Raw genomic sequence first — 16,224 nt, 5'->3', positions numbered from 1 at the left:
CCATGGCCCGCCGCGATCCTCTCGCCGAATACAAGCGCCGGCGTGATTTTGCCAAGACCGCCGAACCTTCCGGCGCGACCGGGGCGCAGGGCGATGGCAATGGCTTCATCGTGCAAAAGCACGATGCCACGCGGCTCCATTTCGACTTTCGCCTGGAAGTGGATGGCGTGCTGAAATCGTGGGCGGTGACCAAGGGGCCCAGCCTCGATCCCGATGCCAAGCGCCTGGCGGTGCGCACCGAAGATCATCCCCTGGCCTATGCCCAGTTCGAAGGCGTGATTCCGGCCGGCGAGTACGGCGGGGGGACGGTCATGTTGTGGGACCGGGGCACCTGGGCGCCGGTGCCGGGCAAATCGGCCAAAGACATCGATGATGGCCATCTCCATTTCACGCTCGATGGGGAGCGGATGAAAGGCGAATGGCTTCTCGTCCGCATGAAGCCGCGTCCGGGCGAAAAGCGCGAGAACTGGCTGTTGCGCAAGGTGGGCGACGCATTTGCACAGGCAGGCGACGGGCTGGTGGAGCGCGAGCTTGTCAGCGTCTTGACCGGCCGCACTATGGCAGAAATCGCCGCTGACAAGGCTGGCACCTTTTCCCTGGCCGGCCGCAAGGACAAGGCGTTCACCACCCAAATGGCCAAGGCCGCAAAGCACAACGCGCAAGTGCCCAAGGCCAAGCCGCGCCGGGCGGCCAAGACCGGCAAACCCGCGCGCTTGCCCGCTTTTCGCCCGCCGCAACTGGCCTCGCTGGTCGACGCGGTCCCTGCCGGCAACGACTGGCTGCACGAGATCAAGTTCGATGGTTATCGCGCGCTGGTGGCCGCATGCGGCAGCGACGTGAAAATCTACACCCGCAATGGCCACGATTGGACCGACAAGTTCGCCCCCCTGCTCGAAGCGATTGCCGCGCTCGAGCTGCCCGCCTGCCTGATCGACGGGGAAATCGTGGGCTATGCCGCCGACGGCAATCCTGGCTTTTCGGCGCTTCAAGCCGTGCTGAAACGCGGCCATGGCGCACAAGGGCCAGACGATCGGCTGGAACTGCACGCGTTCGACCTGCTCGAACTGGATGGCGAGGATCTGACCGATCTTTCGAACATCGAGCGCAAGGAACGGTTGGAAGCCTTGCTGCATGGCGCGCCGCCACCGGTGCGCTTTGCCGACCACGTGATCGGCGCGGGCGAAAAGCTGTTCAAGGCCATGTGCTCTTCCGGCCAGGAAGGCATCATCAGCAAGCGCATTGATGCGGCCTATAGCGGCAAGCGGACGAAGGCGTGGGTCAAGGTGAAATGCATCAACCGCCAGGAATTCGTGATCGTGGGCTGGACCAAGTCAACATCGCGGACCAGGCCCTTTGCCTCGTTGCTGCTCGCCCAGCATGAAGGCGGCGGGTTGGTCTACAAGGGCAAGGTCGGTACGGGTTTTGACACCGATAGCTTTGAAGACCTTGCCGCGCGGATGAAGCCACTCGTGCGCAAGACCGCGCCCGTGGATGTGCCACGCGTCGAGGCGCGGGGCGCGAACTGGATCAAGCCGGAATTGGTGGGCGAAGTGGCCTTTGCCGAATTCACTGCCGATGGCCGGGTGCGCCATGGCAGCTTCCTTGGCCTGCGTGCGGACAAGCCTGCCAAGGAGGTGACCCCCGAAGTGCGCGTTGCGGCTCCCGTGACAATGCCCGCAGTGGAGATCAGCCACCGCGAGCGGGTGATCTTTCCCGGCACGGGAGAAACCAAAGGCGACCTGGCCGACTACTATGCTGCCATGGCGGCCTTGCTGCTGCCCTTTGCCGGAAACCGGCCGATCAGCCTGGTGCGTTGCCCGCAGGGACGCGCTCGGCATTGCTTTTTCCAGAAGCATGACGCCGGTGGCTTTGGCGACGCCGTCCACCATGTGCCGATCCGTGAAAAGGATGGTGGCAGCGAGGATTACCTGTTCGTCAGCGACGCGGCCGGCCTGTTGCAGTGCGTGCAGATGGGAACGATCGAGTTTCACGCCTGGGAAGCACGCGCCGACGCGGTGGAGCAGCCCGATCGCCTGATCTTCGATCTCGATCCCGACGAGGGGCTGGACTTCGACGCCGTCAAGCGCGCGGCGCGCGATATTCGCGATCGGCTGGCCGACCTTGGGCTGGCGAGCTTTGCCATGCTTTCTGGCGGCAAGGGTGTGCATGTGATCGTTCCGCTGGCACCCGGCCACGATTGGGAGACGCACAAGGACTTCGCCCGCCGCTTTGCCGAAGCGATGGCAATGGCCGAGCCGGAACGGTTCGTGGCGACGATGAGCAAGGCCAAGCGCAAGGGCAGGATCTTCATCGATTGGCTGCGCAACCAGCGCGGCTCTACCGCGATCGTGCCATACAGCGCCCGGGCACGAGAGGGCGCGCCGGTGGCAGTGCCGATCGCGTGGGACGAGCTTGGCGGGTTCGACAATGCGCACCCCTACAGCATCGGCGATGCTGCAACGCTGATCGAGCGCGCGGGCAAGGGCGCGCTGGCGGGCTGGGGCTTTTCACAACAGAGCCTGCCCGCGCTTTAACCGGCACCCACTGGCAAATCCGCTTGAAACGCGGCCCGGTTTTTCGCAACCACGGTATCGGCCCGCCGGGGCATGACCGAGGAGACGCGTGGGATGACGGGGGCGCAGGAAGTCTTTGCGATGCGCTGGGCAAACGAGGCCGACAGCACAGCTTTGGGCGAGCTCATTCGCCTGGCAATCAACACCTTGCAGGCCGATGTTCTGACGTCTGCGCAAGTTGCCGCCAGCCACGCTGTCATGGGGCTCGATACCCAGTTGATCGCCGACGGCACGTATCTGCTGGCCGAGCGCGACGGACAGATCGCCGGATGTGGTGGATGGAGCAGGCGGGCGACGCTCTATGGCGGAGACCACAGTGCAGACTTGCGCAATCCGCGCCTGCTCGATCCCGCCCGTGATCCGGCACGCATTCGCGCGATGTATACCCACCCGGCCTTCGTGCGCCAGGGCGTGGGGCGCCGTATCCTGCAAGGCTGCGAACAGGCAGCCGCGCGCAGTGGCTTTGCCAGGGCCGAACTGATGGCCACGATGAGCGGGCTGCCGCTTTACCAGGCCGCCGGTTACCAGCCGATCGAGCCGGTCGAGGTGATCGCTGCTGGCGTGCCCGTGCCAATGGTGCGCATGGGCAAGACATTGATCCTGCAAACCTGAAGGTGCGGCTATCCCACCCGCCGCAAGCGCGGCGGGCAGGGCAACCGGTGTCTTCGTCAGGCAGCCATGGCGCGCTGGTGCAGGCGCGTGATGGCATCGATCGAAGAGAGCAACGCCCCTTCCTGCCAGCAGCCGTAATAAGAGCAATGCTCACCGGCGAGCACGATGCGCCCTTCCATGGCGACGAGGTTCTGGTAGTGGGCCGCGCGGCTTTCCTCCGTCCAGTTGGCGCAGCAGCCCAGGATCCACGGCATCCGGTTCCACGCCACCGAGGCGCCGGACAGGAATTCAGCCTTGTATTCGGCCGGGTGGAAGACGGAACCTTGGTCGAGCGCAGCCTGGATGCGCTTTTCCGGGGTCATCCCCGCCAGCATGTAGGCGCCCGCGCCAAACGGATAGGCGCCCAGCAGCACCGCCGGGCCATCGGTAAAGCACCCGGCGCTGGGATAGGAAATCAGCGAAATGGCCTGGTCGGTGAACGAGATGCCGCCATAGATGGCATGGTCGGTTTCCCAGAAGCGGCGCTTCATTTCCAACCCGATCTTGACCGAGTTGCCATAGGGCAGCGCGCGGATGGCGGCCTTCTTTTGCGCAGAAGCCTGGAAATCGATCTGGTTGAGTACCGGGGCCGGGATCGTGCAGACCATCCAATCGGCGTGGGTTTCGCCCGTGGCGCCGGTCTTGGTGTCGGTCCAGGCTGCGGTCACGCCCTTGTCGTCCTGTGCGATCTTGGTCACGCGGGTGTTGAAGCGGATCATCTTGGCCACGCGCGCCTGGAATGCCTTGCCGATGTGGTCCATGCCACCCTTGGGTTGGAACATCGTCGTTTGCATCACGTGTTCGGCAAAGAAGCCCAGCGTCTGCCACACGCCACTGTTGATCGTCTCGGTCAGGCTGAAAGGATCGTTGGGGATCGGCGCGCCGTTGACGCCGCCGCCCGGCACCCGCTCCCAGCCGCGCTGCTCACCCAGCTTGAAGCTCTTGGTGTATTGCATGTTCTTGTCGAGCACGCCCCACTCGCGCATCGCTTCGAGCAGGCGGGTCTTGTCCTCGGCCGTGACCGCCGTATCGAGGGCGCCGGCGTTGAGCGACTTGCCCAGCAGTTCGGAAACGTGACCCTTCCAATCGACCATCAGTTCACGATAGGGTTGCGGCTTGCCGCCAAAGGCCTTTCTATTGTGAATCAGCGCATTGTGATTGATTTGCAAGAACGGTTCGAGCTGGACCCCCAGTTCCTTGCAATAGTGCAGCACGGTGCGGTGGTGATAGGGAATGCGCCAGGGGCCCGGGTTGAGGTAATTGCCCTGCGCAAAGGTCACCTGCTGCTTGGAGCCGATTTCGGTGATGGTGTCGCCACCGCGCACGGTGTAGTTGCGCCCGCCGGCGCGGCCCTGGAATTCCAGGATCTGCACTTTGTAGCCCGCTTTGGTCAGTTCATAGGCGGCCAGCATTCCGGCCAGGCCCGCGCCCAGCACCAGCACCGTCGATCCCGGCCGCGCGCCCGAAAGGCGCGGCGGGCCGGTGAACTGGCTGTCGGCCGCATGCGCCAGCACGGTCATTGCCTGGTACAGCGCCGCGGCACCGCCGGCCTTGCCGATCATGGTCAGCAGGGCACGGCGCGTGGGTGGGGTGAAAACGTCTGACATGGCAAACCCTTCGTGGTCGAATCGGGATATGGTTCTTGGGGGGAAGTGCTGCTCAATGGCCGCAGGTGTTGCATTCGGGGACAGGCGGATCGGCAGCCACGACGCGGTCGATATCGGCCACGGTCACCGGATCGGGATAGGCGTTGAAGTGGCCGCGAACATAGGTGATCACCGCGGCGATCTGCTCCTTGGTCAGCACGCCGTTGAACCAGGGCATGCCGCCGCGTCCCTTCATCACCACGATGATCGGATAGTCCTTGTCGGCCAGGTTCTTGTTGCCGGCCAGCGCGGGGATCATGGCGCCCGGTTCGCCGCCGCCCTTGGCATCGGCCATGTGGCAGGCCTGGCAGATCTGCTCGTAGACTTCCTGCCCCTGGTTCGACACTTCCACCGTGCTGCCGCCCGGTCCCGGACGGTCCTGGGCAAAGCCGGGCGTCGCTTGCGTGGCGCAGGTAACCAGCGCCATTCCGGCAAGGGCGAGGGCGGCGAAGTGCGGTTTTCGGGTCATGGCATACTCTTTGGGTTCAACGGGATCGGGGGGAGGCAAGGCCGGGGTCATGCGCGCCAGCCGGTGCAATCATCGCCCAGTCCCTGGGCCAGCGGCGCCAGGAACGGTTCGAACTTGCGCCATTGATCGAGCCCGGAGCGATAGATCGGCTGGCGCACTTGTTCGGAACTGACCGTGCGCACGGCGCGGTCGTTTTCGAAGAAGCGCAGGCAGGCCGGATCGAACGGCAAGCCCAGCGCCGCCAGCAGCGCGCGCACCTGGCCTTCTGTATCGTCCACCAGGTCTTCATAGACCAAGGTGTGCACCGCGCCGGGCGCCACGGCGTGGAAGTGGCGCACGATCGCCAGGTAGTGGCGATAATAGGCCGCCAGGTCTTCCAGGTCATAGGAAAACTCTTGGCCCTCGGCAAAGAGCTGCTTGAAACCCGAAAAGCAGGCGGCCATCGGATTGCGCCGCACGTCGATGATCCGCGCTTCTGGCAAGATCAGGCGGATCAGCCCGATGTGGCGGAAATTGTTGGGCATCTTGTCGATGAAATGGGTGCGGCCGAGGCGGCAGTGCACACGGGCCAGGGCCAGGTATTCCTCGCCCCAGTCGCGCAACTGGGCAGGGCTGGCCGATGCGATCCGCGTGGCGCCACCTTCGCGCTCGATCCGGCCGACCAGGCTGCCGATATAGGGCAGTTCCATCGTGCCTTCGATTGCCGGGTGGCTTGCCAGGATCTGTTCCACCAGGGTGGAGCCGGAGCGCGGCAGGCCGACGATGAAGATGGGCGCCGCGTCGGGCGATCCCTGGCCTGATCGCGCGGCCAGGAATTCGGGCGTGTAGAGCTGGCACACGTCGTGCGCCTGGGCGGCATAGTCCTGATCGGCGCCGCCGAACTTCACCCGTGCCAGCGCGGCGCCCTGGGCATAGAGGGCAAAGGCGCCAGCGGCATCGCCGGCATCCTCCAGGCGGCGGCCCAGGGCATAGGACAGGCGCATGCGGTCATCGGCTGGCAGCGATCCGCCCAGCAGCCCGCGCATCTGCGCCTCGTCGGCGTCGCTCAGCGCCCCGATCTTGAGATTGGCCAAGCCCCACCAGGCCTCGCCCATGTGCGGGGCCAGGATCGTGGCGCGGCGATAGGCGCGGATCGCGGTGTCGCGCAGGCCGGCCGTCCGTGCGGCGTGGCCATGGTTGACCGCCACGCCGGGGTTGGCGGGAAACGCTTCTGCCAGGCGGGCATTGATCGCTTCCGCCGCTTTGTCGTCGCCGAGCAGGCCGAGGCAAGCAGCCTGGAGATTGAGATAGGCCGGATTGTCTGGCTCTGCTGCCAGCAGCGGTGCCAGTTCGGTCAGGGCCTGCTGCGCCAGGCGAGCGGCGAACAGGGCGTGGGCCAGGTCGAAGCGGATGCGCTTGGACTGCGGATCGAGCGACAAGGCATGGCGCAGCAGCGTTTCGGCCGCGTGCACGGTGCGATGCGCGATGTGGCAGGCGGCAAGCAGACGCGCCCCTTCGGCGTGATGGGGATGGGCGCGGCAAAAGCTGCGCAGAATGGGATCGGCTTCGTCATGGCGGTCGAGCGCCACGAGTTCGGCTGCGCGGCCCAGATCGGAATGATCGGCATCGAGGCGCGCCAGCGCGGCCAGCGCCCGGCGCTCGCGTTGCACGGCGCCGCAGGCAAAGGCGCGGTCGGCGATCGCGCGCCATGCCTCCGCATGGCGAGGGTCGAGCGCGACCGCGGTATCGAGCTGCTGGTCGCCCTCCTGGCCCCGGCCAACGCCACACAGGGCGAGCCCGAGTTCATAGCGGGTGCGCGCCGCCTTGGGCCAGGCGCGGGCCAGGTCGAGCAGGATCGGCAGGGCATGGGCCGGACGGCCCAGGCGCCGCAGCGCCGATGCCAGGATCAGGCGAGGGCGGGGATCGGCCGGATCGCGGCTCGACAGGGTGCGGGCCAGCCGTTCGGCCTTGGCCGGGTTGGCGGCCAGGGCTTCGGCCGCTTCGGCCAGGGGATCGGTGGTCACGTGCAGCATCTTGGTGTGGCCGGCCTGTTCCGGTGCTGGGCAGGGAGGACGGGAGCCGCCGCGTGGGCAGCCCCCCGTCCCAGTCGATCCACCGCGCCCCGGGCCTGATCGTGGCGATCACACCCGGTAACGACGGCAGCCATTGCGTCAGAACGTGACGGTGGCACGGGCGTAGTAATATCCGCCGTTGATGCCCCATGGCGCAAAGGTGATGGGCGTATCGTAGTTGTTGCTGCCGTTGGCCGGGCGCCCGCCGACATTGGGCACTGTGGGTGCTTTCTTGTCGAACAGGTTGTTGGCGCCAACATCGAGGCGGAACGCCGGCGTCACCTTGTAGCCGACGTTGAGATCGGTGATCCCCGTGGTTCCGGTGCGCAAGACGGTGTAGCCATCGGCGTTGGCATAGCCGCTGCCCGAATAGCTGGTGCGCTGGTGCGCCGAGCCATAGATCGTCTCGCGCAAGTTGAACGAGAACGAACCCAGCGTGAACAGGGCGTTGGCAATGACCTTCACACGCGGCGTGGCCGTGGTCAGCCCGTCGATCGAGTTGGGGTCCAGCAGCGAGGTCTGGCTGAAAGCGGTGTTCACCACCTGCGAGGGCAAGGCATACACCTTGAGCAGCTTGGTCTGGTTGTAGTTGAAGCCGAGCGTCCAGGCGACCTTGGCGCCGCCGCCGAAATCGCTGGTATAGTCTGCGGTTGCTTCCACGCCGCGGGTGCGGGTGTCGGCACCGTTGGTGAAGATGTTGATCCCCGCATAGGACGTGGCATCGGCCAGGCTGACGCCGCGTGCGGTAAGGGCATCGAGCACCGCCTGAGACACCACCGACGTCCCCTGCGAACCAAAGATCGCCGCCGAAGGCACGATGCGGTTCTTCAGCTTGATCTGATAGGCATCGACCGTGAGCTGCACACCGCCGCCCGGATGGGCCACGAAGCCCGCCGAGAACGACGTGGACTTTTCGGGCTTGAGGTTGCCGAAGCCCAGGACCTTGGCCGCCGACGAGTTGGGCGGCAACTGGCCGAACGTGGTGCCCGGGCCCACGTTGACCGAGGAATAGTAGGATTCGGCCAGGGTCGGGGCGCGGAATCCGTTCGAGACGGTGCCACGAATGCCCAGAGCCGGGCTGAAATCGTAGCGCGCGGTGACCTTGCCATTCCACACGTTGCCGAAATCGGAATAGTGTTCATAGCGCCCGGCAAGATCTAGGTGCAGGCCGGTAACGGGATCGACGGCCGCATCGATATAGGCGGCCACGGCACGGCGGCTGTAGGAGCCCGCGTCGGTTGGGGCAAAGCCGGGATAGGACTGGGCGCCGCCGCCATAGTAAGAGGCGAATTCACCCGACTGGATTGCATAGCCATCGCGGCGCCACTGACCGCCGAAGGCCAAAGTGAGCGGCTTGGCCATGCCCACTTCGAAGTCCTTGGTCACGCCCAGGTCTGCCGACCATTCGCTGTTGACCAGGGTGCCATCGTAGAAGTTGCGTTGCAGGCCGATGGCGGTGGCGCTTTGCGATTGCTGCATCGCATAGACAGTGGGGTTGGCCGAGTTGAGCGTGTAGAGCGCCACGGCGTCGCGGCCGTAGGTGGCCGAAAGATCCCAGGCCCAGCCCGAAATGTCGCCCTTGAAGCCGAACGTGCCCGAGAAATCCTCCTCGCGCAGGCTTTCCTGCGGATTGAAGCCGGCGGGCAGCGGATAGACCGTGGTGCCGGTGCTGGTGGTGCCCGAAACGCGGCTGGCGCGACGATAGTTTTCGAACGCCTTGGCCACGCGGTTGCCATAGCTGCCAAAGGCATAGGCCTGGATGCTGTCGGTGATGTCATAGCCAGCGTTGACCATGATGTTGTACAGCGAATAGCGCGCGTCGCCGTTGATGTTGTTGACCCGCGGGTAATAGGGGTTGGCCTTCACGCCGGCCTGGTCCACCGCGCTGATATCGGTGCGCACCGTGCAGTTCTGTGTGAAATAGCGGCGGTCACAGCCACCACGCTGCGTGTAATCGTGAAACTTGTATTCGCCGGTCACATTGATGAAGCCGTTGTCGCCCAGCTTGGCGCCGAAGTTGAGCGCGGTGGAAAACGTCTTGCCGTCACCTTCGTAGTATTGGCCACCGGTGGTGGTGAACAGACCGCCCGAAGACTGGTCTTTCAGGATGATGTTGACGACGCCGGCGATCGCATCGGACCCGTACTGTGCGGCGGCGCCATCCTGCAGGATTTCGATGCGGCTGATGGCGTTGGTCGGAATGAAGCTGAGATCGGTGGTGGCCGCGCCCGAATAGGGGCTGCCGCCCAGCACGGCGAGGTTGGCGGTGAAGTGGCGGCGCTTGCCGTTCACCAGCACCAGGGTGTCGTTGGGCGAAAGCCCGCGCAGCGCGGCCGTCAACGTCAGGTTGGCGGTATCGCCGCCGAACGATTGGAAATTGAGCGAAGGCAGCGTTTGCGCCAGCACCTGCGTGAGGTCTTGCTGCCCCACCGACTGGAACGCCTGGGTGCCGACCACCTGCACCGGCGCGGCGCTGTCGGCCGCCCGCATGCCGGTGACGCGCGTCCCGGTCACGATGATATCTTCGCCAACCGGCGGTTCGGCGGCCGGTGCATCCTGCGCCATGGCGATGGACGGCAGTGCGGTGGATGCGAGTAGCGATGCGAATGCAATTCGGGAATAGGCTGACATATCTTTGCCCCCATGGAAACGAGCCCTCCTCCCGCACCCCCTCCCAGGGGCGGGGCGCACGGATTGATCCGGGTTGTGTCCGGTCGTGCTGCCCTCGCTTGCCGGCGCCGCTTTTTGCTGCTGCCGGGCTTGATCGCGGCAATGGAAGGCAAATCAGCGGGATTGCCCATACGCTGATTGTCGTATCACGCGTTGCCGGGCAGGCATTAGGATGGCGCCCGGTAGGGGGCAGCCGCCCCCGGCACGCCACCACTTCTTGCAAGGATATGCCATGTCATTTTCCCCCGGCTTTCGCACGCGCGCCCTTGCCGCCCTTGGGTTTGCCGCCGCGGTGCTGGCCCCCATGGCCCCGGCCCACGCGCAGGTCACCAAGCTCCAGGCCGATCCCAAGGCACTGATTCTCGATGGCGCAGAGGTTGCCGCCGGGACCGACCTGTTCTTCCTGTCGGGGCAATTGGCCGCGCCGGTCGATCCGAAGAAGACCTTTGCCGATGTGAAATCCGTCGACGATCTGGGCGATACCAAGACGCAGACGATCAGCGTCCTCACCAAGATCAAGGCCCTGCTGGAAAGCCGGGGCTACAAGATGTCGGACCTGATCAAGCTGACGCTGTTCGTGGCAGCCGATCCCAAGACCGGACACATGGATTTTGCCGGCGCCAACGAAGGCTTCAAGCAATTCTTCAAGACGGCGGACAATCCCACCACCGTGGCGCGATCCACGTTTCAGGTGGCGGCGCTGGCCGGCCCCTATTTCCTGATCGAGATCGAGGGGATCGCTGCGCGCAAGAAATAAGCGCACGCGGCGCGGCGTGCCGGCGCGTGGTTCGCGATCAGGGCGTCAGGGCCTTGATCGCGATCGCCGCGGCCGCCGCGCGCGTTTCCACGCCCAGCTTTTCATAGATGCGCTCCAAGTGCTTTTGCACGGTGCGCGGGCTGATCACCAGAACCTGGCTGATATCGGCATTCGACTTGCCATAGCTGATCCACAGCAGGACTTCGGCTTCTCGCTCGGTCAGGCCCAACCGGGTCTGCAACTGGCGCGCATCGACCTGGGGATTGAGTTCGTTGAGGCGGATCAGCACTTCGTTTTCGCGATAGTGCGCGATGAGCACCAGTTCGAGCGCGCCTTCGCCCTGCTCGATGCGCAGGCTGCTGCCGGTTTCGGTCTTGGCCAGCAGGCGTCCGACGCTCTGGCGCAGTTCGTCGGGCAATTCCGGCTGATCGCGGCGCCATCCCGGCGCGATGCGGTTGATCGCCTGTTCCGCCAGCGGCGTGCACCACAGCAGGAAGCCGCTGGTATCGGTGGCCATCATCAGGCGCCCGGTGGCATCCAGACTGGCCGTGCTGGCCTGCACCGCGCGGGCATGACCCAGGTGCACGCGCACGCGCGCCAGCAGTTCGTGCACGTTGATGGGCTTGCGCACATAATCCACGCCGCCCACCTCGAACCCTTCGATGACGTGCTCGCTTTCGGTTAGCCCGGTCATGAAAATCACCGGCACGTGCGCGGTTTGCGGATTGGCCTTGATCCGCGCGGTGGTTTCGAAACCATCGATGCCCGGCATGATTGCATCCATCAGCACCAGATCAGGCGTGATGTGCTGCAATAGGTCGAGCGCGGTCTGGCCTGCGGTGGCGACCAGCACCTGGATGCCGCCGGCTTCCAGCGTGTCGGTCAACAGGTGCAGGGCGGCCGGCTCGTCATCGACCACCAGCACGGTGTCGCGGCGGACTTGCTGGTGCTCCATCAGTATTCGTCCAGCATGCGGGCAAGGCCTGCCATGTCGAACCGGTCGAGCCGGGCATAGAGCCTGGCAATGAGGTCTCCGGCTTCGGGCGCTGCCCGTTCCAGCGCGGCGATCTCTCCGGCAATGGCGCGGGCATGGCCGATGCGCAGGAATTCGCGCAGACGTTCGACGTGGGGCTGGGCTGCCGGCGGCAAAGCAGTGGCGGGCGCACGGCGCTGCAGGGTGGGTGCGATATCCTCGCGCTCCCATTCCAGGCCCAGTTCCTGGCCGATGGCGTCGATCAACCGCCCGATTTCCACCGGCTTGACCAGGAAAAGGTCATGCGGGGCGGCCGCATCGCTGGCGGTCTGTCCATCCGGGCCATGCCGTTCGTGGGCGTTGGCCGAAAGCATGACGATCCGAACGGCATCGGCAAAGCGGTCACGCAGCCGCGCCGCGGTTTCCCAGCCCGAGCAACCCGGCATCTGCACGTCCAGCAGCACGAGATCGAAGCGCTGGCCGTTGCAGAGCGCCAGCGCGGTTTCGCCGCCGGGGGCCACCGCCACTTCAAAGCCCACGTCGTTCAGCGCCTGGCGCACGAAAGCCAGCTGTTGCAGATCGTCATCGACCACCAGGATGGTGCGGCGGCGCCCCGTATAACCGGTGATGCGCCCCGGACGCGGCCCCGTGTCGCCAGGTACCCACACCTTGGGCAACATCATCCGCACGCGAAAGCAACTGCCTGCGCCCGGCGTGCTGACAAGGTCGAGATCACCGCCCAGGATATGGACGATTGCGCGCGTGATCGGCAGGCCCAGGCCAAAGCCATTGGTCGATCCGGCCTGGGCCACACCGCGTTCGAACGGCGAAAAGATCCGCTCGCGCTCTTCGGCGGAAATCCCGGGGCCGCTGTCTTCCACTTCGAAACGCGCGACCTCGCCCGAATGCACGACACGCAGCACCACCCGGCCACGGTCGGTAAACTTGATGGCATTGCCCAGCAGGTTGATCAGCACCTGGCGCAGCCGTTTCTGGTCGGTGCGGACGAATTCCGGCAGGCCCTGCGGCGCTTCGTAATGGAACGCCAGACCCTTGGCTCTGGCGTCGGGCTCGAACATGCGGACCAGCTGGTCGAGGAAGGCCGGCAGGCGCACCACATCGCGGGCCACGCGGGTCACCCCGTTTTCCACCAGGGAGATGTCGAGCAGCCCTTCCACCAGATCGATCAGGTGTTCGGTGCTGCGCAGGATCACCTTGGCCGCCTCGCGCGGATCGACGCCGGATCGGCGCTCGATCAGTTGCGCATAGCCATAGATGATGTTGAGGGGCGCGCGAATTTCGTGGCTGACGTTGGCGAGATAGCGGCTCTTGGCCGCGTCGGCCGCGCGGGCCGCGTCACAGTCGCGCTCCAGGTTGGCCACCAACTCGGCATGGCTGCGGGTGTCTTGCGGGGCGGCGGTCGGCGGCTTGCGCAGATGACGGGCGGTTTGTGCCATCAAGGCGTTGCCGATCGCTGCGGGCCTTGCGTCCCGTTCGGGTACAATCGTTTGCCACCCGCAGCGCAGCAAAGGCGTGCCGGAGAAACCGGTTCAGGCGAAAGCCAGTTCGACATTGTGTTTACGACCCCCAGCACGCTTCGTGTTCGATTGCGCCGCTTCGCCAAGTCTGCACTGGAAGATATCCGCTATCAAGGCCGATCGTAGGTCGGAACGGATGGTTTTCGACGCAGTGCAGCAAGTCTGCGGCGAAGTACTTGGCGGGCAAGGGCATTGCCGCGATCGGCGCGCGCGTCACAGTGTCGCTGAAGCGGTTGCATCCCGGCTTGTCATGCCGCCGATTACGCGGTTAAATCGGCATACCGGGACTGGGGCGGGCCTCCCGGACAGGCGCTAGCCCAAGCGTTGCCCATTATTTGCCTGCCGCTGGCGGGCGCGATGGCGTTTGGGGAAAGCGATGACGATACGGCATGACGGGGTGGCTGCGCGCGAGGAGGCCGCTTTGCCGGGTACACCCACGTTCGGCGAACTCGTGCGGGTGGCCGCGCGTATCGGTTGCCTCAGCTTTGGCGGGCCAGCCGGGCAGATCGCCCTGATGCACCGCGAACTGGTGGACGAGCGGGGCTGGATCGACGAGGCCCAATTCCTCCATGCGCTGAACGTGTGCCATTTGCTGCCTGGTCCTGAGGCACAGCAACTGGCGATCTGGATCGGGTGGAAGCTGCACGGCGTCCGCGGCGGGCTGGCGGCCGGGTTGCTGTTCGTGATCCCAGGCGCGCTTGTTATTCTTGCCTTGTCGATGGTCTATGGCTTTGCCGCGCGCGTGCCGTGGTTTGCCGCGCTGTTCCTGGGGATCAAGTCTGCGGTCCTGGCGATCGTGGTCCAGGCGCTGTGGCGCGTGGCGGCGCGCGCGCTCGATACCGGGTTGAAACGGGGTATCGCGTTCACCGCGTTCCTGGCGCTGGCAATCGGCAATGCGCCTTTCCCGGTGGTGGTGGCTATGGCGGCGCTTCTCGGCGCGATCGTTGCGGCATGGCGGCCGGCGCTCTTGGCGATCAAGCCGGCATCGCCAGCGATGGCGCACACGCCGATGCCGTGGCGGGCCAGCGTGACGGCGGCCGTGGTGGGCGCCGCGGCATGGGCCGCACCGATGCTGCTGATCCTGGCAACGCTGGGCCGGGGGCATGTGCTGTGGCAGATCGGCGCGTTCTTTTCCCGGCTCGCGGTGGTCACGTTCGGCGGCGCCTATGCGGTGCTGGCCTATATGGCGCAGCAGGCGGTCACCGGCCATGGCTGGCTTTCCGCCGGGGAAATGGCCGATGGCCTGGGGCTGGCGGAAACCACGCCGGGTCCGCTGATCATGGTCACGCAGTTCGTGGGATACCTCGCCGCGTTCCGGGCGCCAGCCCCGTTCGGCCCGGTCATGGCCGGTATCCTGGGCGCGCTGCTTACCACCTGGGTCACGTTCGTGCCGTGCTTCCTGTGGATCTTCGCCGTGGCGCCATGGCTTGAACGGCTGGAGCATGCCCGCCGGTTGAAGGGCGCGCTGGCGGCGATCACGGCCGCGATCGTGGGCGTGATCGCCAACCTGGCGCTGTGGTTCGGGCTGCACGTGCTGTTTACCAGAGGCACGGCGGCGCGGCTGGGCACGGTGTCGGTCGCCTTGCCCGATCTTGCCAGCCTGGATTGGCGCGCCGCCGCCCTTGGGACCCTGGCGGCCTACCTGCTGTTCCGCCGGCGTTGGAGCGTGATGACGGTCCTGCTGGCCTGCGCGGCGGGTGGCCTTGCCTTGGGCATGCTGCCCTGATCGGGCGTCAGCGCTTGCGGCTGGTGAAGAGGATCGCCACCAGCCCAAGCGCCGAGGTCGCCGCGCCGGCCAGCGCGATCACCGGATAGCCCAGATTCAGCGCGATGACCCCGCCACCCAGCGCCGCGCCCAGGGCATTGCCCAGGTTGAAGGCGCCGATGTTGACCGACGAGGCCAGGTGCGGCGCATCGGCCGCTGCGCTCATCACCCGTACTTGCAAAGGCGGCACCAGGGCAAAGCTGGCCACGCCCCACAGGAACACGATCACCGCCGTGGGCCAGGCAAAGGGCATCAGCAGGGCAAAGGCGATCAACACGGCGGTCAACGCCGCCAGCGTGACGATCAGCGTGCGATCGACCGAGCGATCGGCAAACTTGCCGCCCAGCCAGTTCCCCACGGTAAGACCCACGCCATAGGTGACGAGCATGGCAGTGATGAAGCCCAGCGAGGCGTGGGTGGCGTTGCGCAGGATCGGGCTGATATAGGTGAACACGGTGAACATCGCGCTCGATCCCACGACCGTCAGCGCCAGCGCGCCCAGCACTTTGCCACGCATCAGCACGCGCAGTTCGGCCATGGCGTTGCCGTCGGTCTCGGCCGGCAGGGGTGGCAGGGTGAAGCGCAGCGCGGCCATCATCGCCAGGCCGAGTGCGGCGATCGCCCAGAACGGCGTGTGCCAGCCCACGTTTTCACCCGCCCAGGTGGCGAGCGGGACGCCCACGACGTTGGCGATGGTCAATCCCATGAACATCGTGGCGACGGCACCGGCCTGGCGCTGCGGCGGCACGAGGCTGGCCGCGACCACCGATCCCACGCCAAAGAATGCCCCGTGGTTGAAAGAGGTGACCAGCCGCGCCACCAGCATCATGGTATAGCTGGTGGACAGCGCGGCCAGCAGGTTGCCCAGGGTGAAGATGCCCGCCAGGCCAACCAGCAGCGTGCGGCGCGACACGCGGCCGGTAGAGAGCGTCATGATCGGCGCACCCACCACCACGCCCATGGCATAGGCGCTGATCAGCAGGCCAGCGGCAGGGATCGATACGCCAAGCCCCGTGGCAATGGCGGGTAGCAGGCCCATGGGGGCAAATTCGGTGACCCCGATGCCAAACGCACCCAGGGCCAGGGCCATCAGCCCGGCATTCCATTTCATCGCGGTGATCCTGATCTTTT

At 65.8% G+C, this 16,224-nt stretch carries 11 protein-coding genes; 4 read left to right on the top strand and 7 right to left on the bottom strand.

From position 1 onward, the window contains the following. Positions 1-2: 2 nt before the first annotated feature. A complete protein-coding gene (gene ligD, locus FHT19_RS08465; RefSeq protein WP_169474575.1) occupies positions 3-2,534 on the top strand; it encodes a DNA ligase D in 2,532 nt (843 codons plus the stop codon). A gap of 72 nt (positions 2,535-2,606) precedes the next feature. Continuing rightward, positions 2,607-3,185 carry a GNAT family N-acetyltransferase gene (locus FHT19_RS08460; RefSeq protein ID WP_248290327.1) on the top strand — a complete coding sequence of 193 codons (579 nt, stop codon included), beginning with the start codon at positions 2,607-2,609 and terminating at the stop codon, positions 3,183-3,185. Positions 3,186-3,241: 56 nt separating this feature from the next. Here the strand turns inward: FHT19_RS08460 and FHT19_RS08455 are convergent, their stop codons facing one another. The 4 genes from FHT19_RS08455 to FHT19_RS08440 all read right to left on the bottom strand — a co-directional run bounded on the left by FHT19_RS08455 (position 3,242) and on the right by FHT19_RS08440 (position 9,955). Continuing rightward, a complete protein-coding gene (locus FHT19_RS08455) occupies positions 3,242-4,831 on the bottom strand; it encodes a flavin monoamine oxidase family protein (RefSeq protein ID WP_169474574.1) in 1,590 nt (529 codons plus the stop codon). A gap of 52 nt (positions 4,832-4,883) precedes the next feature. Continuing rightward, complete coding sequence (locus FHT19_RS08450; protein WP_168555098.1) at positions 4,884-5,339, bottom strand: cytochrome c; 456 nt, start codon at positions 5,337-5,339, stop codon at positions 4,884-4,886. 47 nt (positions 5,340-5,386) lie between these two features. Next, on the bottom strand, positions 5,387-7,351 hold the full coding sequence (locus tag FHT19_RS08445) for a tetratricopeptide repeat-containing sulfotransferase family protein (protein WP_169474573.1): 1,965 nt from the start codon (positions 7,349-7,351) through the stop codon (positions 5,387-5,389). A 138-nt stretch (positions 7,352-7,489) separates the two neighbouring features. Then, a complete protein-coding gene (locus FHT19_RS08440; protein WP_248290326.1) occupies positions 7,490-9,955 on the bottom strand; it encodes a TonB-dependent receptor in 2,466 nt (821 codons plus the stop codon). Positions 9,956-10,292: 337 nt separating this feature from the next. Here FHT19_RS08440 and FHT19_RS08435 point away from each other — a divergent pair, with 337 nt between their 5' ends. After that, positions 10,293-10,817 (top strand): Rid family hydrolase, encoded by a 525-nt coding sequence (locus FHT19_RS08435; protein WP_168555095.1) that lies wholly within the window; start codon positions 10,293-10,295, stop codon positions 10,815-10,817. A gap of 37 nt (positions 10,818-10,854) precedes the next feature. Here the strand turns inward: FHT19_RS08435 and FHT19_RS08430 are convergent, their stop codons facing one another. Both FHT19_RS08430 and FHT19_RS08425 read right to left on the bottom strand, forming a co-directional pair. Further along, positions 10,855-11,772 carry a response regulator gene (locus tag FHT19_RS08430; protein ID WP_168555094.1) on the bottom strand — a complete coding sequence of 306 codons (918 nt, stop codon included), beginning with the start codon at positions 11,770-11,772 and terminating at the stop codon, positions 10,855-10,857. Then, positions 11,772-13,247, bottom strand: a complete 1,476-nt coding sequence (locus tag FHT19_RS08425; protein ID WP_169474572.1) for an ATP-binding protein — start codon at positions 13,245-13,247, stop codon at positions 11,772-11,774. Before FHT19_RS08425 ends, FHT19_RS08430 begins: the two co-directional genes overlap by 1 nt. Before the next feature lie 457 nt (positions 13,248-13,704). Here FHT19_RS08425 and chrA point away from each other — a divergent pair, with 457 nt between their 5' ends. Beyond that, positions 13,705-15,054, top strand: a complete 1,350-nt coding sequence (chrA, locus tag FHT19_RS08420; protein ID WP_169474571.1) for a chromate efflux transporter — start codon at positions 13,705-13,707, stop codon at positions 15,052-15,054. 7 nt (positions 15,055-15,061) lie between these two features. On the opposite strand, the gene FHT19_RS08415 is transcribed toward chrA, so the two are convergent. Next, a complete protein-coding gene (locus tag FHT19_RS08415; protein ID WP_169474570.1) occupies positions 15,062-16,204 on the bottom strand; it encodes an MFS transporter in 1,143 nt (380 codons plus the stop codon). Positions 16,205-16,224 lie beyond the last annotated feature (20 nt).

This window comes from Novosphingobium sp. SG919, assembly GCF_012932495.1.
In the GTDB taxonomy this organism is placed as follows: domain Bacteria; phylum Pseudomonadota; class Alphaproteobacteria; order Sphingomonadales; family Sphingomonadaceae; genus Novosphingobium; species Novosphingobium rhizosphaerae.
This window is presented reverse-complemented; position numbering and strand designations above follow the sequence as displayed.

What these genes read in the sequence shown, in the direction of transcription:
- FHT19_RS08415 (WP_169474570.1), bottom strand. Translation starts at nt 16,204, where the DNA reads ATGAAATGGAATGCCGGGCTGATGGCCCTGGCCCTGGGTGCGTTTGGC.
- FHT19_RS08445 (WP_169474573.1), bottom strand. Translation starts at nt 7,351, where the DNA reads ATGCTGCACGTGACCACCGATCCCCTGGCCGAAGCGGCCGAAGCCCTG.
- ligD (WP_169474575.1), top strand. Translation starts at nt 3, where the DNA reads ATGGCCCGCCGCGATCCTCTCGCCGAATACAAGCGCCGGCGTGATTTT.
- FHT19_RS08455 (WP_169474574.1), bottom strand. Translation starts at nt 4,831, where the DNA reads ATGTCAGACGTTTTCACCCCACCCACGCGCCGTGCCCTGCTGACCATG.
- FHT19_RS08425 (WP_169474572.1), bottom strand. Translation starts at nt 13,247, where the DNA reads ATGGCACAAACCGCCCGTCATCTGCGCAAGCCGCCGACCGCCGCCCCG.
- FHT19_RS08450 (WP_168555098.1), bottom strand. Translation starts at nt 5,339, where the DNA reads ATGACCCGAAAACCGCACTTCGCCGCCCTCGCCCTTGCCGGAATGGCG.
- FHT19_RS08460 (WP_248290327.1), top strand. Translation starts at nt 2,607, where the DNA reads ATGACCGAGGAGACGCGTGGGATGACGGGGGCGCAGGAAGTCTTTGCG.
- FHT19_RS08435 (WP_168555095.1), top strand. Translation starts at nt 10,293, where the DNA reads ATGTCATTTTCCCCCGGCTTTCGCACGCGCGCCCTTGCCGCCCTTGGG.
- FHT19_RS08430 (WP_168555094.1), bottom strand. Translation starts at nt 11,772, where the DNA reads ATGGAGCACCAGCAAGTCCGCCGCGACACCGTGCTGGTGGTCGATGAC.
- chrA (WP_169474571.1), top strand. Translation starts at nt 13,705, where the DNA reads ATGACGATACGGCATGACGGGGTGGCTGCGCGCGAGGAGGCCGCTTTG.
- FHT19_RS08440 (WP_248290326.1), bottom strand. Translation starts at nt 9,955, where the DNA reads ATGGCGCAGGATGCACCGGCCGCCGAACCGCCGGTTGGCGAAGATATC.